This window comes from Methylobacterium sp. XJLW, assembly GCF_003254375.1.
Lineage (GTDB): Bacteria > Pseudomonadota > Alphaproteobacteria > Rhizobiales > Beijerinckiaceae > Methylobacterium > Methylobacterium fujisawaense.
This window is the reverse complement of record NZ_CP016429.1, coordinates 2,742,215-2,765,971: the sequence shown is the minus strand read 5'-3', so window position 1 is coordinate 2,765,971 and position 23,757 is coordinate 2,742,215. Positions and strand designations below refer to the sequence as shown.

The 23,757-nt window shown below is 70.0% G+C and carries 23 protein-coding genes and 1 pseudogene; 11 read left to right on the top strand and 13 right to left on the bottom strand.

Annotation, left to right across the window (positions count from 1 at the left end):
* Nucleotide 1 precedes the first annotated feature (1 nt).
* The 4 genes and pseudogenes from A3862_RS12845 to A3862_RS12830 all read right to left on the bottom strand — a co-directional run bounded on the left by A3862_RS12845 (nt 2) and on the right by A3862_RS12830 (nt 3,437).
* Entirely contained in the window at nt 2–1,138 is a 1,137-nt protein-coding gene (locus A3862_RS12845) for a branched-chain amino acid ABC transporter substrate-binding protein (RefSeq protein WP_043387790.1), read from the bottom strand.
* Nucleotides 1,139–1,288: 150 nt separating this feature from the next.
* Nucleotides 1,289–2,456, bottom strand: a pseudogene (locus A3862_RS12840) (polysaccharide biosynthesis/export family protein).
* 261 nt (nt 2,457–2,717) lie between these two features.
* The gene (locus tag A3862_RS12835) at nt 2,718–2,966 is read right to left on the bottom strand and encodes a hypothetical protein (RefSeq protein WP_043351125.1); all 249 of its coding nucleotides are present in this window, start codon (nt 2,964–2,966) and stop codon (nt 2,718–2,720) included.
* A gap of 186 nt (nt 2,967–3,152) precedes the next feature.
* Complete coding sequence (locus A3862_RS12830) at nt 3,153–3,437, bottom strand: DUF3072 domain-containing protein (RefSeq protein WP_043761416.1); 285 nt, start codon at nt 3,435–3,437, stop codon at nt 3,153–3,155.
* Between the two features lie 174 nt (nt 3,438–3,611).
* Between A3862_RS12830 and A3862_RS12825 the strand changes: the two genes are divergently transcribed.
* From A3862_RS12825 to A3862_RS12795, 7 genes are all read left to right on the top strand, one after another.
* Nucleotides 3,612–4,184, top strand: a complete 573-nt coding sequence (locus tag A3862_RS12825; RefSeq protein WP_052083670.1) for a gluconokinase — start codon at nt 3,612–3,614, stop codon at nt 4,182–4,184.
* Between the two features lie 4 nt (nt 4,185–4,188).
* The gene (locus A3862_RS12820) at nt 4,189–5,010 is read left to right on the top strand and encodes a Cof-type HAD-IIB family hydrolase (protein ID WP_043759069.1); all 822 of its coding nucleotides are present in this window, start codon (nt 4,189–4,191) and stop codon (nt 5,008–5,010) included.
* A gap of 188 nt (nt 5,011–5,198) precedes the next feature.
* On the top strand, nt 5,199–6,194 hold the full coding sequence (locus tag A3862_RS12815; RefSeq protein ID WP_043759076.1) for a lytic transglycosylase domain-containing protein: 996 nt from the start codon (nt 5,199–5,201) through the stop codon (nt 6,192–6,194).
* Nucleotides 6,195–6,528: 334 nt separating this feature from the next.
* Nucleotides 6,529–7,413 (top strand): helix-turn-helix transcriptional regulator, encoded by an 885-nt coding sequence (locus tag A3862_RS12810; protein WP_043388170.1) that lies wholly within the window; start codon nt 6,529–6,531, stop codon nt 7,411–7,413.
* 227 nt (nt 7,414–7,640) lie between these two features.
* Nucleotides 7,641–8,492, top strand: coding sequence for a serine O-acetyltransferase (gene cysE / locus A3862_RS12805; RefSeq protein ID WP_043388169.1), 852 nt, complete (start codon nt 7,641–7,643; stop codon nt 8,490–8,492).
* Nucleotides 8,493–8,585: 93 nt separating this feature from the next.
* The gene (locus A3862_RS12800) at nt 8,586–8,801 is read left to right on the top strand and encodes a DUF3126 family protein (protein WP_007565940.1); all 216 of its coding nucleotides are present in this window, start codon (nt 8,586–8,588) and stop codon (nt 8,799–8,801) included.
* 144 nt (nt 8,802–8,945) lie between these two features.
* Nucleotides 8,946–9,275: a DUF6949 family protein gene (locus A3862_RS12795; RefSeq protein ID WP_043759078.1), complete on the top strand. Its 330-nt coding sequence runs from the start codon at nt 8,946–8,948 to the stop codon at nt 9,273–9,275.
* A 6-nt stretch (nt 9,276–9,281) separates the two neighbouring features.
* Here A3862_RS12795 and A3862_RS12790 read toward each other — a convergent pair whose 3' ends face one another.
* Nucleotides 9,282–9,989 carry a transglutaminase-like cysteine peptidase gene (locus A3862_RS12790; RefSeq protein ID WP_051976324.1) on the bottom strand — a complete coding sequence of 236 codons (708 nt, stop codon included), beginning with the start codon at nt 9,987–9,989 and terminating at the stop codon, nt 9,282–9,284.
* 315 nt (nt 9,990–10,304) lie between these two features.
* Between A3862_RS12790 and A3862_RS12785 the strand changes: the two genes are divergently transcribed.
* Nucleotides 10,305–10,562: a hypothetical protein gene (locus A3862_RS12785; protein ID WP_043358027.1), complete on the top strand. Its 258-nt coding sequence runs from the start codon at nt 10,305–10,307 to the stop codon at nt 10,560–10,562.
* A 6-nt stretch (nt 10,563–10,568) separates the two neighbouring features.
* Here the strand turns inward: A3862_RS12785 and A3862_RS12780 are convergent, their stop codons facing one another.
* The 7 genes from A3862_RS12780 to A3862_RS12745 all read right to left on the bottom strand — a co-directional run bounded on the left by A3862_RS12780 (nt 10,569) and on the right by A3862_RS12745 (nt 19,070).
* On the bottom strand, nt 10,569–11,201 hold the full coding sequence (locus tag A3862_RS12780; RefSeq protein WP_043759079.1) for a transglutaminase-like cysteine peptidase: 633 nt from the start codon (nt 11,199–11,201) through the stop codon (nt 10,569–10,571).
* A 322-nt stretch (nt 11,202–11,523) separates the two neighbouring features.
* Nucleotides 11,524–13,257, bottom strand: a complete 1,734-nt coding sequence (locus A3862_RS12775; protein ID WP_111473629.1) for an AMP-binding protein — start codon at nt 13,255–13,257, stop codon at nt 11,524–11,526.
* 64 nt (nt 13,258–13,321) lie between these two features.
* Nucleotides 13,322–14,101, bottom strand: a complete 780-nt coding sequence (locus A3862_RS12770; protein WP_043759083.1) for an enoyl-CoA hydratase — start codon at nt 14,099–14,101, stop codon at nt 13,322–13,324.
* Entirely contained in the window at nt 14,098–14,991 is an 894-nt protein-coding gene (gene mmsB / locus A3862_RS12765; protein ID WP_043759084.1) for a 3-hydroxyisobutyrate dehydrogenase, read from the bottom strand. The genes A3862_RS12770 and mmsB overlap by 4 nt, the downstream gene beginning before the upstream one ends.
* Before the next feature lie 182 nt (nt 14,992–15,173).
* Complete coding sequence (locus A3862_RS12755) at nt 15,174–16,235, bottom strand: enoyl-CoA hydratase/isomerase family protein (protein WP_043759086.1); 1,062 nt, start codon at nt 16,233–16,235, stop codon at nt 15,174–15,176.
* Complete coding sequence (locus A3862_RS12750) at nt 16,232–17,377, bottom strand: isobutyryl-CoA dehydrogenase (RefSeq protein WP_043759088.1); 1,146 nt, start codon at nt 17,375–17,377, stop codon at nt 16,232–16,234. Before A3862_RS12750 ends, A3862_RS12755 begins: the two co-directional genes overlap by 4 nt.
* 196 nt (nt 17,378–17,573) lie before the next feature.
* Nucleotides 17,574–19,070, bottom strand: a complete 1,497-nt coding sequence (locus tag A3862_RS12745; protein ID WP_043385717.1) for a CoA-acylating methylmalonate-semialdehyde dehydrogenase — start codon at nt 19,068–19,070, stop codon at nt 17,574–17,576.
* A gap of 116 nt (nt 19,071–19,186) precedes the next feature.
* On the opposite strand from A3862_RS12745, the gene A3862_RS12740 reads away from it, so the two are divergent.
* Both A3862_RS12740 and A3862_RS12735 read left to right on the top strand, forming a co-directional pair.
* On the top strand, nt 19,187–20,095 hold the full coding sequence (locus A3862_RS12740; RefSeq protein ID WP_043759090.1) for a LysR family transcriptional regulator: 909 nt from the start codon (nt 19,187–19,189) through the stop codon (nt 20,093–20,095).
* A gap of 88 nt (nt 20,096–20,183) precedes the next feature.
* Nucleotides 20,184–21,347, top strand: coding sequence for an iron-containing alcohol dehydrogenase (locus A3862_RS12735; RefSeq protein WP_043759092.1), 1,164 nt, complete (start codon nt 20,184–20,186; stop codon nt 21,345–21,347).
* 104 nt (nt 21,348–21,451) lie between these two features.
* Here A3862_RS12735 and A3862_RS12730 read toward each other — a convergent pair whose 3' ends face one another.
* A complete protein-coding gene (locus A3862_RS12730) occupies nt 21,452–22,681 on the bottom strand; it encodes an ABC transporter substrate-binding protein (RefSeq protein WP_043759093.1) in 1,230 nt (409 codons plus the stop codon).
* A gap of 258 nt (nt 22,682–22,939) precedes the next feature.
* On the opposite strand from A3862_RS12730, the gene cpaB reads away from it, so the two are divergent.
* Entirely contained in the window at nt 22,940–23,755 is an 816-nt protein-coding gene (cpaB, locus tag A3862_RS12725) for a Flp pilus assembly protein CpaB (protein WP_043349290.1), read from the top strand.
* The last annotated feature ends 2 nt before the right edge of the window (nt 23,756–23,757 follow it).

Sequence of the window (23,757 nt, the reverse complement as noted above, 5' to 3'; positions counted from 1 at the left end):
CTCACTTCCCGGCCGGCGTGAAGCTCCCGTCCTTCCAGACATAGAGCACGTAGCCCTGCGCGGTGACGTCGCCCTTGGCGTCGAAGCCGACCGTGCCGAGCACGAGATCGAACCGCTCCGTATGCAACGCCTGCGCGATGGGGCGCGCCTCGGTTGAATGGGCGAAGTTGCCGGCCGCAACCAGGGCCTGCATGGCCGCATACCCGTAGATCGTCGAGCCGGTGGGATCGACGCCCTCAGCCTTGAAGGCCTTCACGACGGCCGCGGCGGCGGGCTGCCGGCTCGGGTCGAGGTAGAAGGTCATCAGCACGCCGTTGCTCGCCGATCCGGCGGTCTTGGCGAAATCCGGCGTGGCGATGGCCGAGGTGCCGAACCATTGCGGCCGGTAGCCCCGGTCCGCGGCGATCTTCACCAAGCGGCCCATCTCGGCGGCGTCGCCGCCATAATAGACGACCTCGATCCCCGCGCCCTTGAGGCGGTCGGCCAGGGCGGAATCGTCGGCGTCGCTGGGCGAGAACGACAGGAACAGCGCCTCGTTCACGCCGATGCGGTTGAGATTGTCCTTCGTGGCGGCGGCGAGGCTGCGGGCGGCGGGCGTCTGGTCCTGGATGAGAGCGATCTTCCGGTCGCGGAACCGCTCGGCCAGAACGGCGGCGGACAGGCGGGCCTGATCGTCGTCGCGCCCGCACACCCGGAAGATCGTCGGCAGCCCCCTGTCGGTGAGCCGCGCCGCAACCGAGGCCGCGGAAATCATCACCACGCCGTTCTGGGCGTAGATGTCGGAGGCGGCGATCGAGGCGTTGGAGCAGACATGGCCGACCACGAGCCGGACGTTGCCGCGCACGAAATGGTTGGCCACCGCCGTGGCGGTGTTGGAATCGCAGGCATCGTCCTGCACGTCGAGGGTGACGGGCTGGCCGTCGAGTCCCCCCATGGCGTTGGCGTCCCGGGCCGCAGCCTCGACCCCCCGCAGCACCTGCTCGCCGACCGCCACGTAGGGCCCCGACCGCGGGACGGCCACGCCGATCACCACGTCGGCCGCCGCAGGAGTGGCCGGCAGGAACGCGAGACACAGGCTCAAGGCGATCAGTGCGGGCCGGAGCGGCCCGTGGGCGGGGACGAAACGTCCGATCTTCATCGGGCTCTTCTGGGCATCCTTGCGCGGCGGGTCAGCGCGACGGCGGATGCGGCTCCGTAGCCCCGATCCCGCCCCGCACCCTGTGCCCATACGCGAGGACGCGGCGAAACGCGATTTTTTTCCGCCGCTGTCCCGTATGCGGACCGCCTCCTACTTGGCGTAGGAGTAGGCCAAGGCGGCGGAGGAGACCGGTCCGGTGATGCCGCTGAAGACGGTGAGCACCTTCTGGACCTCGGTGAACGGCGCGTTCGACACGTAGACCAGATCGCGGTTGCGCATGCGGAACGCCTGGGAGACGAACAGGCTGTTGGGATCGCGCATGTCGATCCGGTAGACCACCGGCACCAGCGGCGTGCCGAGCAGCCGCGAGCTGGGGCTGAGGCGCCGCACGACGCTGGCCGGCTCGAACCGGAAGATGAACGTCCCGGCCGGGTCGGCGGCGAAGTCCGACAGGCCGCGCGCCTTGGCCAGCGCCTGGGCCAGGGTGATGCCGTCGGCCTGGAACGGCAGCTCGGTGCTGTTGCCCAGCGCGCCCACCGCGATGAAGGTCTGCGGGTCGCGCACCAGGGTGAGCACGTCGTTGGGCCGCAGGTAGATGTTCTCCTTGGGGTTCGACACCACCGTGGTCAGCGGCACGGTCGCGGTCACCGGGCCGCGCGAGAGCCGCACGAAGGTCTCGTTGACCGGCGCGCGGTTGCCGCCGGCGGCGGCGATGACGTCGAGGATGCGGTCGCCGTGGCCCGAGAGCGGCAGGCGGGCGCCGGCGGCGCCCTCGCCGGTGACGGTCACCGCCTGGCTGATCGGCCGGGTGACCGAGACCAGCACCTGCGGCTGGATGGCCTTGCCGGCGAGTTCGTTCTCGATGAGCGCCTGGACGTCCTGGGTGCGGCGGCCGGCGACCTTGATGCGGCCGGCATAGGGCACCGAGATGGCGCCGTCGCGCCCGACGGGCTGCTCGGGATGAGGGCGGACTTGGAGCCCGCCGAGAAGCGGTCGGCCACCAGCGGCCCGGAGAACAGGCCGCCCGACCCGGCTTCCCAGATCGAGACCGAGACCATGTCGCCGACGCCGATCACCGGCTCCGAGGAGGGCGGTGGTCGCCGAAGGAGGCGAGCAGGCTGTCCAGCGGCCGGCCGCGCAGGGCCTCGACCACCGAGGGCGTGACGTCGATGATCTCGTAGCGGGCGATCAGGCCGCCGTCGGCGGTGGCCACCTCCGCCCCCGCCTGGATCGCGCTCGCCGTCGGACCCGCCGCAGGCAGGTACGTGCAGCCCGACATCGCCGTGACGGCGAGCAGGACAAGGGGAAGTTTGCGCATCCAGATGTTGCCCATCGGTATTGCCGAGCCCGTGCCTAGCCCATGGCGGCCCAGGTGTCCGTAGCGGGTGAGCCACACTCCGGCCGGCACGGCCAAGACTGCGAAGTCATCCTCGTTAAGCACAGCTTTTTCGGGGCATCGAGACGACGAATGCCGGGCGTTCGCCCGCGGTCGCAATATCGAGATACAAATCGGGACGTCATCAGCGGCCGCACATTGGCCGTTCCAGCCCAATGGCAGACAATCCCGCAACCGATCGGCTCAATTTCCCTGCGTGACTGCCGCGGTGATGTCGCCGTAGACGACGCTGACGCGGGACACGTAGTACCGGATGCTGCCGACGGCGACGAGGAAGATCATGCCGCCGAGCAGGGCGTATTCCATTGCCGTGGATCCGTGGACGTCGCGGGCGAACCGTACGGCCTCGGCACGAATCCGATCCGTCAAGCCGAACGCCGTCCGGACCCGTACCGCACGCCGTCCTGCTTCGCCGCCGCCCGGCTCATCCATGGTCGAACGTGCCTTCTCAGTCCCGCTGCCCGCGCGGCCTCACGCGCTGCATGGGGGATAACCTCTCGCCATTGCCGCCGGCTTAACGAGGTGTTCGAAACAGGCCACCTTGTCCATTCCAGCCGGGATACGCCGCCCGGACGTACACGGCGACGGGCGCGCCGGGGGAAACGCGCCCGGCTTGGCTCAGGCGTGGCCGGCCTTGTGGCGAAGGTCGTCGATCCGCTTCGAGGCTTCGGCCTTGTCGAGGTCAGGATCGAACGCCGCCGGCTCCTTGGCCTCTTCCGAGAGCGTCTTCAGATAGGAGGCCTGCGCGCCGGTCATCGGCTCGCCGCCAGTCGTCCACTGATCCGGATCCTTGATCTGGTTCGACACGTCCTTCGGGTCGGTCTTGGGGTTCTCCGTAGCGTCCTGATGCGATCCGGTACCCCGGCCGGCCTTCGGTGTTGCCTTCGCGGTTGTGCTAGTCATGCGATTCATGTTCCCTAAATGTTCGGCGTCTGCGGGTGAACGCGCCCGGCCGCGCCGCGGTTCCTGCGGGCGCCGCGGCCCGTTTGCATCCCCGGCGATCTTCCCTTCTGGAAACCCGCTCCTATTGATGTGAGGGGCAGCGCCCCGACGCGCCTCGGAGCCAGGGTGGTCCGGATGACGTCCCAATCGGAGCCGGCGCCGGATGCCGGAACGGCCGCCGCCGGTCAGGTGCTCGTTGTCATGGGCGTCTCGGGTTCCGGGAAGAGCACCGTGGCGGCGCTGATCGCCGAGACGCTTGGCTGGATCTTCGTGGACGGCGACAGCTTTCACACGCCGGAGCACGTGGCGAAGATGCATGCGGGCCTCGCCCTCGACGATGCGGATCGCGCGCCCTGGCTGGCCCGGATTGCGACTTGGATCCAGCAGCGCCTCGACGCTGGCGAGTCGGGCGTGGTGGCCTGTTCGGCCCTCCGCCGCGCGTACCGGGACGTTCTCACCCGCGGGAGCCAGCGGATTCGCCTCGTCTATCTGGACGGCGACCGGACCCTGATCGCGCAGCGCCTCGCCGAGCGGCAGGGCCATTTCATGCCGCCGCGTCTCTTGGACAGCCAGTTTGCGGCCCTGGAGATTCCGGGGGCCGATGAACACCCGATCACGGTCGGCATCCGCGAATCGCCCGAGGCCATTGCCGACCGGGTGGTCGCGGAACTCGCGGCCGAAATGCGCCGGGATACGGTTGGGAAGTGAGCGGATGATTGCAGGATCCGGCAAGGCTTCGGGCATCGCCCTGGTGATCTCGGACGTCGATGGAACCCTGGTGACCGGCGACAAGCGCCTGACCGAGGCGACGGTCACGGCCGTCCGGCGGCTGAGAGCGGCCGGCATCGGCTTCAGCATCGCCTCGGCCCGGCCGCCGATCGGGCTGCGGAATCTGGTCGCCGAACTCCAGCTCGACCTGCCGATGGGGGCGTTCAACGGCGCGAGCGTCGTGCGGCCGGACCTCTCGACCATCGAGGAACGGACCATCCCCGAGGCGGCGGCCCGGTCGGCCCTCGACCGGCTGTTGGCCGAGGGACTGGACGTCTGGGTCTTCGCCGAGGGGGCGTGGTGGCTGCGCGATCCGGAGGGCCCCTATGCCGACCTCGAACGCCGCACGATCGGCGCGGAGCCCCGCGTCGTCGCCGATCTCGGCCCACTCATGGGGAGCGCAGCCAAGATCGTCGGCGTCAGCCGCGACCACGCCCATCTGGCAGCCTGCGAAGCCCGGATCGGTTCGGCCCTGGCCGGTCAAGCCACCATCCACCGTTCGCAGAAATACTACCTCGACGTGACGCCACCCCATCTCGACAAGGGGCGATTCGTCACCTGGATGAGCGCGCATCTCGCCATCCCGCCGGAGCGGATCGCCACCTTCGGCGACGCCGGCAACGACCGTCCGATGTTCGCGCACAGCGGATTCTCCGTGGCGATGGGCAATGCCGAAGCGGCGGTGAAGGCGGCTGCGCGCGCGGTCACCGACAGCAACGACGCGGACGGCTTCGCCCATGCGGTCGAGCGCTTCCTCCTTCCCTGACCGCCCGGCCGCCGCCCCAGGCATCCCTTTGGATCGCCGCGCCGCCGCGTGACGCGTCGCTGTGGCCCGCGGATCACAAACGCTCCCGACACCCCGGCCGCCCACAGGCTGCCGAACCGGGGCCGCTTTCCGGCCTCATTTCCCCGTGACCTAGCTTGACCACAGAACAAGCAGCACCGGGTCTCGGAATGCATCGCCTCATCCTGGCCGCCGTCCTCGCGGTCGTGCCCGCAGCCGCCTTCGGGCAGAGCGCGCACGACAATATCGACGCGTTGATCGAGCAGCAGGCCAAGGCGAACGGCGTGCCGGCAAGCTTCGTTCACGCCGTCGTCAAGCGCGAGAGCAACTACAATCCGCGGGCCAAGGGCGGCAGCGCCCTCGGCCTGATGCAGATCAAGCACGCGACTGCCCGCAGCCTCGGCTACACCGGCGATGCGGCCGGCCTGTACGATCCCGAAACCAACCTTCGCTACGGCGTAGCCTATCTTGCCGGCGCCTATCGGACCGCCAAGGGCAATCTCGGCCAAGCGTATCAATACTATAACCGCGGCTACTACTACGCAGCCAAGCGCCAGGGCATTTCCACGGAAGTCGCGGCGGTGGTGGCGCCCGTCGCGGCCTCGGCCAGCGCCCTGGCGAGCCTGTTCAGCGGCGGTGCCGCCGAGACCCGGAACACCGCGGCGGCCTCAGCCCTGGCCTACGCGCCCACCGCGGCCGCAGTGGCGGAGGTCCCGACCGAGGCCGTCGAGGTGCCGCTGCCGCCGCGTCGACCGGCCGCCCTGGCCGGCACCACGATCGAGCTCGCCAGCCTGTCCCTAGATCCCGCCGCGGCTTCAGCCGCGAATTCTGCGGCGACTCCGGCCGCCGCGCAGGCGGCGGCGGTTCCGTCCGTGGAGGTGCCGCTGCCGCCGCGTCGACCCGCGGGTCTCGGGAGCGCCCTGGCGGCGACGGAGGCCGCGCCGGCGCAGATCGCGGAACTCCGGCTCTCGCCACAGGCCACGGCAGCATCCGCTCCGATGTCCCCGGCCGCCGCTTCGGCACCGGCCAACGAGGCGGCGGTCGAGGCGATCGAGGTGCCGCTGCCGCCGCGTCGCCCGTCCCTGCAGATGCTCGCCGCCGCCACGCCGCGCCGCGCCCCGGCCGCGGCCCCCGTGCGCGAGGCCACCGCTCTCCCGGTCGAGTAGCTCCGCCATTCCGGAGCGGCCGCGCGTCGGGGAACCCGGTGCGGATCGGCCCTCTGCCCACACAAGGATCATGCCCAAGGCTTGACCATCGCACCGTTCCGCAACACATAGGCGCCACGCCAGCAACGTGGTTGGATCGGCACGGACCGAAGCCGCAAAACAGCGGCCGTGCGCGCATGGCGCGCGACGGATCTCAGGGCAGGAACGCCGGTTCAGGCGCGCGAGGTCGGGCATTCTATCGCCCGATGGTACGGTAGGGCGCGATCGATCTCGAAGCGGCAGGCATGCAGGGCACCGACCCTGCTCTCAAGCTGGCAGGAAAGCGAACGGCGCCATGAGCGGCGTGGTTGAACAGGAATCACTTTTTCTCACAGACCTCGGGCGCCGCGTCAGGCACGCGCGCACCGTGCGCGGTCTGTCGCGCAAGGTTCTGTCACAGACCTCCGGCCTGTCCGAGCGCTACATCGCGCAGCTGGAAGGCGGCCAGGGCAACGTCTCCATCATCCTGCTCCGGCGGGTGGCCAACGCCATGGGCGTGCGACTGGACGACCTGATCACCGGCAATGACGGGCTGCCCGATTGGCCGGTGGTGCGCGACCTGCTCGCCCAGGCCAGCCCGGCCCAGATCGCCGCCGCCAAGGACGCCCTATCCGGCGGTAGCCGACCGGAATCGAGCAACCGCCCGCGGGTAGCGCTGATCGGCCTGCGCGGCGCCGGCAAATCGACCCTTGGCAAGCTCGCGGCCGAGCGCCTGGGCTGGACCTTCGTGGAACTCAATGCCGAGATCGAACGGGAGAACGCCCTCTCGGTCCAGGAGATCTTCGCGATCTACGGCCAGGAGGGCTACCGCCGGCTGGAGCAGGCGGCCCTGCGTCGCCTCACCGAGCATCCCGGGCCGCTGATTCTGGCCACGAGCGGCGGGATCGTTGCGGAGCCGTTGACCTACGACCTTCTGCTGCAAGCCTTCTACACGATCTGGCTGCGCGCGCGGCCGGAGGAGCACATGAGCCGGGTCCGCGAACAGGGGCACCTCGCCACGACGGGCGACCATGCCTCTGCGATGCAGGAACTGCGAGCCGTCCTGGCGAGCCGCGAGCCGCTCTACGCGCGGGCACCCGCCACGGTGGACACCTCCAACATCCCGGTCCAGACGATGCTGGACCGCCTGACGGCAGCCATCGAGGCGCGGTTCGGCCAAGCTGCGCCGTTGGCGGACTGACCGTCGCTCGTTCGCTGACAGCCATGCGGCCAATGCGGCTTTCGGGTCGCGCCGGCCCTTGATCGCGGCGGTGCAGCGCACCACGCTAGGTCCGAACACGCGGCCCAGCGATGGCCCGGCCCGTTTCCGCCCCGGACAGCGCCCCCTTCCGCTCAATCGAGCGACGGGTCCGCCGCCGCAGGCATGACCGACAGCGAATCCGAAGTTCCGGACATGAGCATCCGCCTATGAGCGCCAGTCCTGCCTTCACGCACCAGTCGCACGACCTCACGCACCTCGACCCGGTCTGGTCGCGGCTGCGCGCCGAGGCGGAGGATGTCCTGCGCACCGAGCCGCAGCTCGCCTCCTTCATCGTGGCGACGATCCTGAACCACACCACGCTGGAGGGCGCGGTCTCCCACCGGGTCGCCGCCCGGCTGGGGCATCCGTCGCTGCCGGCAGAACTCGTCGCCCACGCCTTCCATGAGGCGATCACGGTGGACCCGGACATCGGGCAGGCCTTCCGCGCCGATATCGGCGCGGTGATCGACCGGGATCCGGCGACACTCCGGGCGCTGGAACCGGTCCTCTACTTCAAGGGGTTCCACGCGCTCCAGGCTTACCGCCTCGCCCATCATGTCTGGAACCGCGGCCGGCGCGACCTCGCTCTCTACCTCCAGAGCCGGGTCTCGGAGGTGTTCCAGTGCGACATCCATCCGGCGGCGCGGATCGGGCGGGGCGTCTTCCTCGACCACGCCACGGGGCTTGTGGTCGGCTCGACCGCGGTGATCGAGGACGACGTGTCGATCCTCCACGCCGTGACGCTGGGCGGCACCGGCAAGCAGCGCGGCGACCGCCACCCCAAGATCCGCCGCGGCGTGATGATCGGCGCCGGCGCCAAGATCCTGGGCAATATCGAGGTCGGCGCCTGCGCCCGGGTGGCGGCCGGCTCGGTCGTGCTGAGACCGGTACCGCCCAACACCACGGTGGTCGGCGTGCCGGCGCGGGTGGTCGGCACCGCAGGCTGCGACGATCCCGCCCGGGCGATGGACCAGTTCGTCGCCTTGGACCAGTTCATCCACTTGGGCGACGGGATCTGAACCGCAACGCCGTCGCGCTTGCCGCTCCGCCCGAGGCGTGGCAAGCCCTCGGCCCATCCGCGGCGCCAGCGCCGCCAGGGGAGATCGATCAGCGTGACCAAAGCCGAGACCGCGAAGCTTCAGGACTATCTGCGCCGCAAGTTCGCGAACAACAACATCCGCCTCACGGCGATGAAGACCGGCGACTCCGCCGAGGTATTCATCGGCGAGGAATCGATCGGCGTGATCGCCGACGACAAGGAGGATGGCGACGATTCCTTCGTCTTCCGGATGGCAATCCTCGACATCGATCTCGAGGAAGAGGCCTAGCCGACGACGCGGCTGACCCCGCATCCCCGGTGGGGCTGCGCCGGCCCACAGCTGTGCACGGATTAACGCTACCCGAGACTCGTGCTTAACAAGCGGTAAACGGCATGAGTACAGTGCGCGCAACCTGTATCAGGAGCGCGAATAATGGTCATCACGCCCGCCGCCATCGAGTCGATCCGGACCCTGTGCATCGGACTGGCACTGTCCGGCTTGATCGCCAGCGCCTTCGAGCTGTTCGCAGCACGGCGGGCGAGCTTCAGCCTGCTGGAGCGGGGCGGCCTCCCGGCGGTGGCCGCCCTGCCGATGCTGGCCTTTTCGGCGCCGTTCATCATCCTGCGCAACACGGTGCGCGGCCGGCGGATCGAGGGCCGGCCGATGCCGTTCGTGATGCTGGCGACCATCGTCGCGTGCGGCTGGAGCCTGCTCTCGGGCCGGGTCGCCCTTGACCTCGCCGCGATGCTGGTCGGCGTCTGACCAGATTCAGGGCTCGGCGGTGGCGACCTGTGCGGTGCCGTCCTTGCCCTCGAGGGAGACCCAGGCCGGCCCGTCCTGACCGGCCTGCTTGATGAAGCTGTAGCCGGTACGCCGCCAGGAGCGGATCGCGTCGGTCTTGTTGTCGAGAATGAAGTCGCCGCGATCGGTGCGAACCGTGAGCACCGCGTGGCCTTCGTTGGTCTCGTCGATGACCACGGTCATCAGCAGGGCACGCCGCGGCAGGCCGCGCTCCACCAGCATCCGCCGTTTCAGCAACTGGTAATCCTCGCAGTCACCGAAGCCGTCATCGGGAAAATCCCAGCGATCCACGACGCCCCAATGGGCCTGATCGGTGATGGGCTTGATGCGGGCGTTCACTCGACGGTTGACGCTCTGCAGGGTCCGCCACACCGCCATGGTGAGCGGGATCGCGTTGGGCTCGGCAATGTCGACCACGCATTCCTGGGGCGTCCGCGCGCAGAAATCCGTCCAGCCCGCGATGGCGCGCACCGACCCAGCCTGTTCGACGGCGGTCACCTGATCCGGAAGAACGAGCCGGGCATGGGCATGGGTCGTCGCGCCGCCCATCGTGAGGATCGCGCCCACCAGCGCGAAGCTCGCGGCTTGGCGCGCCCGGCGCACCGCATGAGCCCAGCCCCGCCATTGCAGGGCGCCGAACACCTGACACGAGATTCCGCCATCCGCGTGCCGCATGGCCCAAGCCCCCGCCGCCCGATGATGACGGAAGGGTGACACGACCACGTGCGACGCACAATGGGTCAGGGCGAGACTGATAACGCGCGTCGAGCCCTATCGGTTCCGATTTAAGAGACGTTTGCATCCGCAGAGCTGACCCGAAACACATGCACGGAGCGAATAGCCGCTCTGCGCCCCCTCCGAGGGTCTTGATTCAGGTCAGTTTTGCCGGCTTCTCAGGGATGCTCACGCGCAGGATTCGCGGCGGGCCCGATTGAATTGCAAGAAGCCAGCCCGTCGCGGACGGGACTGCGCCTCAGGAAAGGACCCGCAATGCAGCCCGCCATCCAGCAGGTGATCAGAGCGCTCGCCGAGGATGGTCGGGCCGGCGCGATCAATATCGCGGAGCACGCGGTGGATTCCTATCTCGCCGATGCGCCGAGCGAGGGCGACAGGGCGCTGTCGCGGGACATCCTGGTGCGGGATCTCGCCAGCCTTCGCGGCGTCGCCCCCCATCTCGCTGCCTTCATCGGCCGGGTCGAGGCCTATGTGGCGAGCCTTGCCCAGCCGTCGCTGAGCCGGGCGGCCTGAGACGGATCAGCGGTTGGCGGTGGTGACCGGGGAGGTGACGCCGCCGAGCGAGACCCAGGCGACGGCGTCCTGGCTCTCGCGCTTGATGAACACGTAGCCGGTCTTGTGCCAGGGCAGGATCGCGTTGGTCTTGTTGTCGAGCACCAGGTCGCCCCGGTCGGTGATCAGGGTGAGCACCGCGTGGCCCTCGCCCTTCTCGTCGATCACCACGGTCATGCGCATCGCCCGCCGCGGCAGGCCGGCCTGGGCCAGCAGATGGCGCTTGAGCAGCTGGAAGTCCTCGCAGTCGCCGATGCCGTCCTCGGCCAGATCCCACCGGTCGGCCACGTGCAGGTGGTCCTGATCGGTCATCGGCTCGACCGCCTTGTTGACCCGCCGGTTCACCGACACGATCGTCGCCCAGGTCGCGGGCGTCAGGCTGATCCGGGCCGGTTCGCCCCGGTCGAGCGCGCATTCGGCCGCGTAGTTCTGGCAGAAGGTCGTCCAGGCCGCGATCGGCTTGGCGTCGCCCAGCACCCGGGCATTGTCTTCCGTCGGCAGGCTCGCAAGCGTCTGCGCCTGGGCCGTGGCGGCGAGGCCGAGCAGCGTCGCTGCTCCGACCAGCATCCCCCGAACCGTCTTGAGAAGCCCCGCGCCCATCGAACCCGTCCCCGTTGTTGAGAACAGGATTGCGCCGCAGAGCCTCCGCGCCGCTGAAGCGGATGCGCGCAATTTTATCGATCGGCCGGCGCGGGCCGGCTGACATGCGGCAGCGTCGACGGGAGACTTGAGAAGCCTTGTAAATCGCGGGCTTCGGATTGGGGAAACGGAAACCTTGAGGGTTTGTCACCCGCCAACATGCAGTCTTGGCGGGGCGCCATCGTCGTTGCGAGCGGAGCCCGGCAATTCCCTGGCGCCCCATCGGCCGGCGTCGCGCTGCCCCGGATCGCTTCGCTGGCGTGCGACGACGGCGTGGACGCGGTCAGCCCGCGGTCTGGTCGAGCTTGCGCTCCGCCTCACCCTTCAGTTCCGGGAAGTCCGCCTGCGTGTAGGCCCGGCCCCGGTGCGGATCCTCGGTGATGCCCTCGTGCTCCAGGCGGCGCAGTTGCACCCGCCGGATCTTGCCCGAGATCGTCTTGGGCAGGTCGGTGACGAATTCGAGGCCGCGCAGGCGTTTGAACGTCGCGAGCCGGGCATTGGTGAAGCGGAAGATGTCGAGCGCCGTCTCCGGCCCAGGCGTGGACCCCGCCACCAGGGACACGTAGGCCTTCGGGATGGTGTGGCGCATCGGATCGGGCACCGGCACCACCGCCGCCTCGGCCACGGCCGGATGCTCGATCAGCACGCTCTCGAGTTCGAAGGGGCTGATCCGGTAGCCCGACGACTTGAACACGTCGTCGGCACGTCCCACGAAGGTGTAACAGCCCTGATCGTCCACGAAGGCGACATCGCCGGTATGGTAGAGATCGCCGTCGGCTCCCGACAGATGGCCCTGGCCGTCGTCGTAACCCTGCATCAGGCCCGCGGGCCGGTACGCGCCGAGTTCCAGGCAGACCTCGCCCTCTGAGGCCGGCTGTCCGTCGAGGTCGAGGACGCGCACCCTGTAGCCCGGCAGGGGCCGACCCAGGGCGCCCGGCACCACCGGCTGTCCCGGGGTGTTGGCCATGAGCGCCGTGGTCTCGGTCTGGCCGTAGCCGTCGCGGATCGTGAGGCCCCAGGCGCTCTTCACCCGCTCGATCACTTCGGGATTCAGGGGCTCGCCCGCCGCGCAGACCTCGCGCAGGGCGAGCCGCTTCCCGGTCAGATCCTCTTGGATGATCATCCGCCACACGGTCGGCGGCGCGCACAGCGTGGTGGCACCGGTGCGTTCCAGCTGCGCCAGCAGGGCGGCGGCGTTGAACGGCGCTTGATTGATCACCAGGATCGTCGCGCCGGCATTCCAGGGCGCGAAGAACGAGGACCAGGCGTGCTTCGCCCAGCCCGGCGAGGAGACGTTGCAATGCACGTCGCCGGGCTGGAGCCCGAGCCAGTACATCGTCGAGAGCGCTCCCACCGGGTAGGAACGGTGGCTGTGACGCACCAGCTTCGGCTTCGCCGTCGTGCCGGAGGTGAAGTAGAGGAGCATCGGGTCGTCGGCCCCGGTCGGCCCGTCCGGCGCGAAGGTCTCCGACGCTCCGAACGCGTCGTCGTAGGCCGCCCAGCCCTCCGTCGCAGCCCCGGTGACGAGGCGGATGGCGCCGCCCGTGTCGAGGCCGGCGAACCGCGCGATCTGCTCCGGCCCGGCCACGATCGCCCGCGGGCGCCCGCGGGCGAGGCGGTCGGCCAGCTCGTCGGCGGTGAGCAGCGTGGTCGCCGGGATGACAACGGCGCCGAGCTTCATCGCCGCCAGCATGGTCTCCCACAGGGCCGGCACGTTGCCCAGCAGCAGGAGCAGGTGGTCGCCGCGCTTCAGGCCGAGCTGCCGCAGGTGGTTGGCCACCTGGTTGGAGCGGCGGGCGATCTCCCCGAAGGTGAGGCTCTGCTCGGCCCCGCTGCCGGCCTCGACGATCCGCAGGGCGGCCCGGTCGCGGCTCTCGGGACCGGCGAGGACGGCATCGAACCAGTCGAGCGCCCAGTTGAACGGCACCGGATCCGGCCACGCGAAAGCCGAGACGGCAGCGCCATAATCGGTGCGATGGGCCAGCAGAAGGTCGCGGGCCTCCCGGAAGCTCAGCATGGTCGTTCCCCTCCCCGTCTTGTGGTCTTGGCGCCCCGACCCCATCGGCCGGGGCGGGCTGCGCTCAGGTATTCTCGAACCGAGGCGGCCGCTTCTCCACGAAGGCGGCCATGCCCTCCTTCTGGTCATTGGTGGCGAACATGGCATGGAAGACCCGCCGCTCGAAGCGGATGCCCTCGGTCAGCGTGGTTTCGTAGGCGCGGTTGACCGCCTCCTTGGTCATCATGGCGATCGGCAGCGACATCGCCGCGATGGTCGCGGCCGCCGTCATGGCCTCGTCGAGGAGCCGGTCGGCGGCGATCACCCGCGAGACGAGGCCCGAGCGCTCCGCCTCGGCGGCATCCATCATCCGGCCGGTCAGGCACATCTCCATGGCCTTGGCCTTGCCGACGAAGCGGGTGAGCCGCTGGCTGCCGCCGATTCCCGGCATCACCCCGAGCTTGATCTCGGGCTGACCGAACTGTGCGGTGTCGGCGGCCAGAATGATGTCGCACATCATGGCGAGCTCGCAGCCACCGCCCAGCGCGTACCCCGCCACCGCGGCGATGATCGGCTTGCGCACGGCGATGAAGCGGTCCCAGTCGGCGAACCGGTCGCCCGCATACATCTCCGCGTAGGTGGCGTGCTGCATCTCCTTGATGTCGGCCCCGGCCGCGAAGGCCTTGGCCGAACCGGTGATGACGATGCAGCCGATATTCGGATCCGCATCGGCCTCGGTGGCCGCCCGGATCACCTCGCCGGTGAGCTGTGCGTTGATGGCGTTCAGCGCCTTCGGCCGGTTGAGGGTGATCAGAAGGACGCGCCCGCGCGTCTCCGTCAGGATCGTCTCGTACGCGTCGCTCACGACTCGCCTCCCTGCCCGCGGAGCATATTGATGATCGCGGAAAAGTCCTCTCCCCCGTGACCGGCGCCCTCGAACAATCCGTAGACCTGCGCGGCCTCGGCGCCGAGGGGTGTCGCGGCGCCGGAGGCCAGGGCGGCGGCCTGGGCGAGCCGGAGATCCTTGAGCATCAGCGCCGCCGCGAAGCCCGGTTTGTAGCCGTTGTTGGCCGGAGAGGTCGGCACCGGGCCCGGAACCGGACAGTAGGTGGTCAGCGACCAGCACTGGCCCGAGGAGACCGAGGCCACGTCGTAGAGCGCCTGGTGCGACAGGCCGAGCTTCTCGCCGAGCGCGAAAGCCTCGCTGACGCCGATCATCGAGATGCCGAGGATCATGTTGTTGCAGATCTTGGCCGCCTGCCCGGCGCCGGCCGCGCCGCAATGGAACACGTTCTTACCCATGGCCTTGAGCAGAGGCTCGGCCTTCGCGAAGGCGGCCTCGGCGCCACCGGCCATGAAAGTCAGCGTCCCGGCCTTGGCGCCGCCGGTCCCGCCGGAGACCGGCGCGTCCACCGACAGGCAGCCCCGCGCCTCCGCGAGGGCGTGGGCCTTGCGGGCGCTCTCGACGTCGACGGTGGAGGAATCGATCAGCAGCGTGCCGGCTGGCAGCGCCGCGGCGAGCTGCGTCCAGACCTCGACCACGTGCCGTCCGGCGGGCAGCATGGTGATGACCACGTCCGCGCCCTCGGCCGCCGCCAGGGCCGAGCCCGCAACGGTAATCCCCTCGGCGCGGGCGGCCTCCAGCGAGGCCGGGACCAGATCGAAGCCGCGCACCGTATGGCCCGCCTTCACGAGGTTGGCCGCCATGGGTCCGCCCATGTTGCCGAGACCGATGAACCCGATGGTCTGTGCCATCCCGTCCTCCCTGAGTTGTTTATCGCCTGTCCCACCCTCGCCCTCATCCTGAGGTGCCCGCGTCAGCGGGCCTCGAAGGAGGGCTCCAGAACACGCCGCAATCCCTGGAGCCCTTCTTCGAGGCCTCCGCTGCGCTCCGGCGCCTCAGGATGAGGGGATGAGTGGGTGAAGACGAAGCCTCATCACACCGCCCCAGTGCGCGATTCTGGAAAGACCGGCGCCGCCCGCTTCTCCAGCCAGCGGGCGATCCGGGCCGGATCGACCGCGTCCAGGCTCGGCGGGTTCCAGCGCGGGGTCTTGTCCTTGTCGATCACGGCGGCGCGGATGCCCTCGCGGAAATCGCCCTCGTCCAGCACCGCCAGGGACGCGTGGAACTCGCGCTCCAGGCAGGCCTCCAGGCTCGGCGCGGCGCGCCCGAGGCGCAGCAGGCAGAGCGTCAGGACGAGGCTCGACGGCGACTTCGTCAGCAGGATGTCGCGGGTCGCCGCCGCGAAATCCGAGCCGTCGGCCGCCAGCGCCGCCAGGGTCTCGTCGACCATGTCGAAGGCGAAGCAGCGGTCGATCATGCTCCGGTGTGCGGCCAGGGGCGCCGGATCCGGCTCCCGGGCGAGACGCCCGATCAGGTCCCGCACGCCCGCGTCGCCGGCATCCGGCGCCAGGGCCGAGAGCGCGTCGAGGAGATCGGGAAGGGCCCGGGACGGCACCATCGCGTCGGCCAACCCGCACAGGATCGCGTCGGCGGCACCGACCGGCTCGCCGGTCAGGCCGAGATAGGTGCCGAGCTCGCCGGGCGCGCGGGGCAGGAGCCACGTGCCGCCGACATCCGGCAGATAGCCGATCCCGGTCTCCGGCATGGCGATGCGCGAGCGCTCGGTGACGATCCGGTGGGCGGCATGACCCGACAGGCCGACCCCGCCGCCCATGGTGATGCCGTCCATCACCGCCACGAAGGGCTTCTCGTACTGGGCGATGCGGGCGTCGAGGCGGTACTCGTCCCGCCAGAAGGATTCGGCGAAGGCCGTGCCGTCGCTCTCGTAGAGGCCGCGCAGGTCGCCGCCGGCGCACAGCCCCCGCTCCCCCTCCCCGGTGAGCAGCACCGCCGCGATGCCGGGATCGGCGGAGAACTCATCGAGGGCCCGATCGATCGTGCCGACCATGCCGTGGGTCAGAGCGTTCAGGGCCTTCGGGCGGTCGAGGCGCAGGCGCCCCAGGGCGCCGACCCGCTCGACGATCACGTCGGTCATCGGCGGTCTCCGGTCAGCGCGCGGGCGATGATCACCCGCATGATCTCGTTGGTGCCTTCGAGGATCTGGTGCACGCGCAGATCCCGGACGATCTTCTCCACCCCGTACTCGGCGAGGTAGCCGTAGCCGCCGTGGAGCTGGAGCGCGTCATTCGCCACCGCGAAGGCCGCGTCGGTGACGTGGCGCTTGGCCATGGCGCAGAGCTGGGTGGCGGCGGGATCCTTGGCGTCGAGGGCGGAGGCCGCATGGCGCAGGAAGGTGCGCGAGACCTCCAGGCTGGTCGCCATGTCGGCAAGCCGGAACTGCAGGGCCTGGAAATCGGTGAGCTTCGCCCCGAAGGCGCGCCGGTCGCCCATATAGGCGAGCGCCTTGTCGAGGGCCGCCTGGGCGCCCCCGAGGGAGCAGGCGGCGATGTTGAGCCGCCCGCCGTCGAGGCCGCTCATGGCGATGCGGAACCCCTGGCCCTCGGCGCCCAGGCGGTTGGCCACCGGCACGCGGCAGCCGTCGAAGCGTACGGCGCGGGTCGGCTGGGCGTTCCAGCCCATCTTGCGCTCGTCGGCCCCGAAGGAGAGGCCGGGCGTACCCTTCTCCACCACGATGGCCGAGATGCCCGCCGGGCCGGCCTCGCCGGTGCGGACCATGCAGACGTAGAGGTCACTGGCACCGGCCCCCGAGATGAACTGCTTCTCGCCGGTGAGGACGTAATGGTCGCCGTCGCGCTCGGCGCGGGTGCGGAGCGCCGCCGCGTCGGAGCCCGAGCCCGGCTCGGTCAGGCAGTAGCTGGCGATCCGCTCCATCCCCATCAGGGACGGGATCCAGCGCCGGCGCTGGTCGTCGTCGCCGTAGGCGTCGATCATCCAGGCGCACATGTTGTGGATCGACAGGAACGCCGCCACGGTCGGGCAGCCGGTGCTGAGCGCCTCGAAGATCAGGGTCGCGTCGAGGCGGGAGAGGCCGGAGCCGCCGAGATCCTCGCGGACGTAGATTCCCGCCATGCCGAGGGCGGCGGCCGCCCGCAGCGTCTCGACCGGGAAGGTCTTGTCGCGGTCCCAGTCGAGGGCGTGGGGGGCGATGTGCTCGGCTGCGAAGCCCTGCGCCATCTCGCGGATCGCGATCCGGTCCTCGTCGAGCCCGAAACTCATTGGGCACTTCCTCTCGTTCGCCACCCAACTGCACGGGGCTCGCACATCCGCTGCCACGATGCGCGACGTGCCCCCTCTCCCGTGCGGGAGAGGGTTGGAGTGAGGGATCAGGTCTTTCCGGAGAGTCCCCGCCCCTCACCCTGTCCCTCTCCCGCACGGGAGAGGGACCCGCGCCCCATCCTTGGACCGTCGCGGCCTACCGCATCGTCGGGATCGAGAATTCCGCCCCGCTCTTGATGCCGCTCGGCCAGCGCTGCGTCACGGTCTTGGTCTTCGTATAGAAGCGGATCGAGTCCGGCCCGTGCTGGTTCAGGTCGCCGAAGCCCGAGCGCTTCCAGCCGCCGAAGGTGTGGTAGGCGATCGGGACCGGGATCGGCACGTTGACGCCGACCATGCCGACATTGACCCGGGCGGTGAAGTCCCGGGCCGCGTCGCCGTCCTGGGTGAAGATCGCGACGCCGTTGCCGTACTGGTGGGTCGAGGGCAGCGCCAGCGCCTCCTCGTAATCCTTCGCCCGCACCACCGAGAGCACCGGGCCGAAGATCTCTTCCTTGTAGATGGTCATGTCGGGGGTCACGCGGTCGAACAGCGAGCCGCCCATGTAGAAGCCGTTCTCGTAGCCCTGGAGCTTGAAGCCGCGGCCGTCGACCACGAGCTCGGCGCCCTCGGAGACGCCCTGGTCGATGTAGCCCGCGACCTTCCGGACCGCCTCGGCGGTGACCAGCGGGCCGTAATCGGCCGAGCCGTCATGCGACGGGCCGATCTTGAGCGACTCGACCCGCGGGATCAGCTTCTCCATCAGCCGGTCGGCAGTCTTCTCGCCCACCGGCACCGCCACCGAGATCGCCATGCAGCGCTCGCCGGCCGAGCCGTAGCCGGCGCCGATCAGCGCGTCGACCGCCTGGCCCATGTCGGCGTCCGGCATGATGATCATGTGGTTCTTGGCGCCGCCGAAGCACTGCGCACGCTTCCCCGTCTCGGCGGCGCGCACGTAGATGTATTCGGCGATGTGCGACGAGCCGACGAAGCCCACCGCCTTGATGTCCTCATCATCCAGGATCGCGTCGACCGCTTCCTTGTCGCCGTTGACGACGTTGAGGATGCCGGGCGGCAGGCCCGCCTCCAGGAAGATCTCGGCGATGCGGATCGGCACGCTCGGGTCGCGCTCGGACGGCTTCAGGATGAAGGCGTTGCCGCAGGCGATCGCCGGAGCGCATTTCCACAGCGGGATCATGGCCGGGAAGTTGAACGGCGTGATGCCGGCGACCACGCCCAGCGGCTGGCGCAGGGAGTAGACGTCGATGCCGGGCCCGGCGCCCTCCGTGTACTCGCCCTTGAGCAGGTGCGGGATCCCGCAGGCGAACTCCACCACCTCGACGCCGCGCTGGATGTCGCCCTTGGCGTCCGGCACGGTCTTGCCGTGCTCGGAGGCGAGAAGCTCAGCCAGGGAATCGTTCTCGGCGCGGATCAGCTCCAGGAAGCGCATCATCACCCGGGCGCGCTTCTGCGGGTTGGTGGCCGCCCAGGCCGGCTGGGCCGCCGCCGCGTTCTCGACGGCGGCGCGCATCTCGGCCTTGCTGGCCAGCGCCACCTTGGCCTGGACCTCGCCGGTCGAGGGATGGAACACGTCGGCGAACCGCCCGCTCTCGCCGCCGACAGCCCGGCCGCCGATGAAGTGCCCGATCGTGCGCATGCGCGCCTCCCTGTGATGATGCGTTTGATTTTGATGCACCCTAACAGGATCCCTTGAGCGATAAAGCCGGATGCGCTTACAGCCGTCGTGCATCGATGCACAGCGGGAGTGCGGCCATGGCCAGGACGGGGCCCAACTGGGACGACCTGCGCTTCTTCCTCGCGGTGGCGCGGACCGGGACCCTGAGCGCCGCCGGAGCACGCACCGGCACCGAGCACACCACGGTCGGCCGGCGGATCCGCGCCCTGGAGGAGGGTCTCGGCGCCCGCCTGTTCCACCGCAGCAACCTCGGCTACGCGCTCACCGAGGACGGGGCGAACCTGCTGGGCGTCGCCGAGGCCATGGAGAGCGCGTTCCTGTCGGCGAGCGCCGCCACGGGGGCGGCCCAGACGGTCTCCGGCACGGTGCGGATCGGCGCGCCGGACGGCTTCGGCAGCGTGTTCCTCGCCCCCCGGATGCACCGGCTCACCGCCCGCCATCCGGGGCTGGAGGTGGAGATCATGGCCACCGCCCGGATCTTCAGCCTGTCCAAGCGCGAGGCCGACATCGTGATCAGCCTCTCCGGCCCGCAGCAGGCCCGGGTGGTGGCACGCCGGCTCACGGATTACCGGCTGTTCGTCTATGCGGCCGAATCCTACCGCGCGGCCGCGCCGCCGATCGCCGAACTCGCGGACCTGCCGGCCCATCCGTTCGTCGGCTACATTGAGGACATGCTGTTCACCCGCGAGTTGAACTACCTCGGGGCGCTCGGCCCCGCGGTCTCGGCGCGGCTGCGCTCGACCAACCTCCTGGCCCAGGTCCACGCGACGCTCGGCGGGGCCGGCCTGTGCATCCTGCCGGCCTTCATCGCGGCGGCGCATCCCGGCCTCGTGCCGGTGCTGCCGGAGGCGGTCTCGCTGACGCGCTCGTTCCACATGCACATCCACGAGGACCACCGGAAGGCGGCCCATATCCGCGCCGTGGCGGGGTTCATCGCCGGAGAGGTGAAGGCCGCGGGGGCGCTGTTCGCCGGGCCGGCGGTGTAAGCCGGGACGGTTTCGCGGAATCCGCCGGCGCCGTAAGATCGGCCGGCTCCGGCAGGTCAGGTCACGCGCCGGGTGGAAGGATCAAGAGATGGTCGCCTCGATCGCCCTGCCCCGGCTGATGCGCGTCGGCGCCGGCGCCTCGCGGCTCCTGCCGGAGGTGCTCGGCCAGCTGGGCCTGTCGCGGCCCTTCGTGGTCACCGACCCCTACCTCGCCGGCAGCGGCCGCACCGACACGCTGCTGGAACGGCTGACCAGGGCGGGCGCCAAGGCGACGATCTTCTCCGAGACCGTGCCGGACCCGACCGTCGCCTCCGTGGAGGCGGCGCTCGCCGCGCTCAAGGCCGGCGAGTTCGACTGCGTGGTCGGCTTCGGCGGCGGCAGCCCGATGGACACCGCCAAGGCGGTGGCGGTGCTCGCCCGCCACGGCGGCCACATGCGCGACTACAAGGCGCCCCGTCAGCAGGACGAGCCCGGCCTGCCGATCGTGGCGATCCCCACCACCGCCGGCACCGGCTCGGAAGCCACCCGCTTCACCATCGTGACCGACGAGGCCTCCGACGAGAAGATGCTGTGCATCGGGCTCGCCTACCTGCCGGTGGCGGCGCTGGTGGATTACGAGCTGACGCTCACCAAGCCCAAGCGGCTCACGGCGGATACCGGCATCGACGCGCTGACCCATGCCATCGAGGCCTACGTCTCGCGCAAGGCGAACATGTTCTCGGACGGGCTGGCACTTCAGGCGATGGGCCTGATCGCCCCGAACCTGCGGCGGGTCTGGACCGATCCGGGCGATCGGGCGGCCCGGGAGGCGATGATGCTCGGGGCCACCCAGGCGGGCATCGCCTTCTCGAACGCCTCGGTGGCGCTGGTCCACGGCATGAGCCGGCCGATCGGGGCACATTTCCACGTGGCCCACGGGCTCTCGAACGCGATGCTGCTGCCGGCGGTCACGGCCTTCTCGGCGCCGGCGGCCGTCGACCGCTACGCGGCCTGCGCCCGCGCCATGAAGATCGCCGGGCCGGACACCGACGACCGGTCCGCGGTCTCGGCCCTGGTGTCGGAACTGGAGGCGCTCAACGACGACCTCGACGTGCCGGGGCCGCAGGAATACGGGATCGACCCGGCCCGCTGGGAGGCGCTGCTTCCTACCATGGCGGCCCAGGCGCTGGCCTCCGGCTCCCCGGCCAACAACCCGCTGGAGCCCAGCGCCGACGAGATCGTGGCGCTGTACCGGCGCGTCTGGGCGGGGTGAGAGGGTTCGTTGCGAGCGCCAAGGCGGCGCGAGGCCGGTGATCCGAGCGCCGCCTTGGCGCTCGGATCGGCTCGCACAGCGCGGTGTTCGACGAGTCCTAAACCCTACTTCGCCGCCGTCAGCGGGCAGCCGCTCTCGGCCGGGGACGCGAAGGCCTCCTTGCCGGGGATCGTGGCGAGCTGCCGGTAGAGATCCCACGGGCCTTTCGACTCGGCCGGCTTCTTGACCTCGAACAGGTACATGTCGTGCACCATGCGGCCGTTCGGCTGGACGATCCCGCCATGGGCGAAGACGTCGTCCACCGGCAGCGCCTTGAGCTTGGCGTTGACCGCATCCGTCTCGTCGGTGCCGGCCGCCTTGACGGCCTTCAGGTAGGACAGGACAGCCGAGTAGGTGCCGGCCTGGATCATGTTGGGCATCCGGCCGGTGCGCTTCATGTAGCGCTGGCCGAAGGCCCGGGTCTCGTCGTTGGCGTCCCAGTACCAGCCCTCGGTGAGCGTCAGGCCCTGCGCGACCTTCAGGCCGAGCCCGTGCACCTCCGAGAGGGTGAACAGCAGGGCCGCGAGCTTCTGGCCGCCTTCGACGATGCCGTACTCCGCGGCCTGCTTGATCGCGTTCGAGGTATCGAGCCCCGCATTGGCGAGCCCGATCACCTTGGCCTTCGAGCCCTGCGCCTGGAGCAGGAAGGACGAGAAGTCCTGGTTCGAGAGCGGGTGCCGGACGCTGCCCAGCACCTTGCCGCCGTTGGCGAGCACCACCTTGCTGGTGTCGGCCTCCAGCGCCGAGCCGAAGGCGTAGTCGGCGGTGAGGAAGAACCACATGTCGCCGCCCGCGCGGGTCAGCGCGCCGCCGGTGCCCACCGCCAACGCCCGCGTGTCGAAGGCCCAGTGATAGCCGTAGGGCGTGCAGGCCTTGCCGGTGAGGTCGCTGGTGGCCGCTCCGGTGGTGATGGTGATCTTCTTCTTTTCCCTGGACAGGCCCTGGACCGCCAGCGCCACCGAGGACGTGGTCAGCTCCATGATCGCGTCGACATTGTCGCGGTCGTACCATTGCCGGGCGATCGCCGAGGCGATGTCGGGCTTGTTCTGGTGGTCGGACGAGAGGATCTCGATCGGCACGCTGCCGATCTTGCCGCCCATGTCCTCCACCGCCATGCGGGCGGCCTCGACCGAGCCCTGACCGCCATACTCCGCGTAGAGGCCGGATTGGTCGTTGAGGATGCCGATCCGGACCGCATTGTCCGAGAAGGTCCCCTGCGCGGCCGCCGGTACGGAGCCGAGTGCGGTCCCCGCGATGGCAGCCGCCAAAACCGCGCTGCCGAATGTCCTGATCATGTTTCCCCCCGGTTCGCCCGAGCGCCCGCTTCTGAGGCGGTTCCGGTGGCACGATAGGTCACGAAGCGGTGATGCACCACGGCCGAGTTCGGGCGGATGCTGAAGGATCCTGCGGATTGTGACGCGCTTCTCGGGCGCCCCGTTTCCGGACCGGCGACAACGCCAGAGGTTATAATACCTTAACCATAATTACACGAATCCCCGCGCAGGTTCGGGTCATGGACGGCAATTCGGCCGTCTCCGGCGCGTGGCGATGCGATGAACCCAGCCCGTTTCGCCGTCCTCGGTATCGCCCTCGCGGCGGGAACCGGGGCGGCCTTCCTGATGAGCGGCGGCGATCCGCCACCGCCGCCTCCGCCGCCGAAGGCCGAGGCGCCGCCGCAACCGATGACCGACGTGCTCGTGGCCGCCATCGACATGCCCATGGGTCAGGTTCTCCGGGCCGCGGATCTGCGCTGGCAACCCTGGCCGGACAGCGCCGTGACGGCGGGCTACGTGACCCGCAAGATCAACCCCAAGGCGCTCGAGGAGACCGTGGGCGCCTCGGTGCGCGCAGGCTTCCTGGCGGGCGAGCCGATCCGCGCGCAGAAGCTCGTGCGCCCGGAGAGCGGATTCATGGCGGCGATCCTGCCGGCCGGCATGCGCGCCGTCGCCATCGTCACCGACAGCCGCGGCACCAACTCGGCCGGCGGCTTCATCCTCCCGAACGACCGCGTCGACGTGATCCGCACGTTCCGCGACGAGTCCAATTCGCGGGCCAACAACAGCGACGTGCAGCTCTCCCAGACGATCCTGACCGACATCCGCGTCCTCGCGATCGGGCAGCTGGTCCAGGAGAAGAACGGCACCAACGTGGTGACCGGCGAGACCGCGACGCTGGCCGTCACGCCCGCGCAGGCCGAGACCCTGGCGCTGGCCCAGAAGGTCGGCGCCCTCACCCTTTCGCTGCGCAGCCTCGCCGATGCCGGGCGGCCGCCCGAAGCCACGCCGCTGGCCGATGCGTCCGTGGCGCAGATGCCCGAACCCGCCTTGACCGTGGTGCGCTTCGGCGTCGCGCGGCAGCAGACGCCGTGATC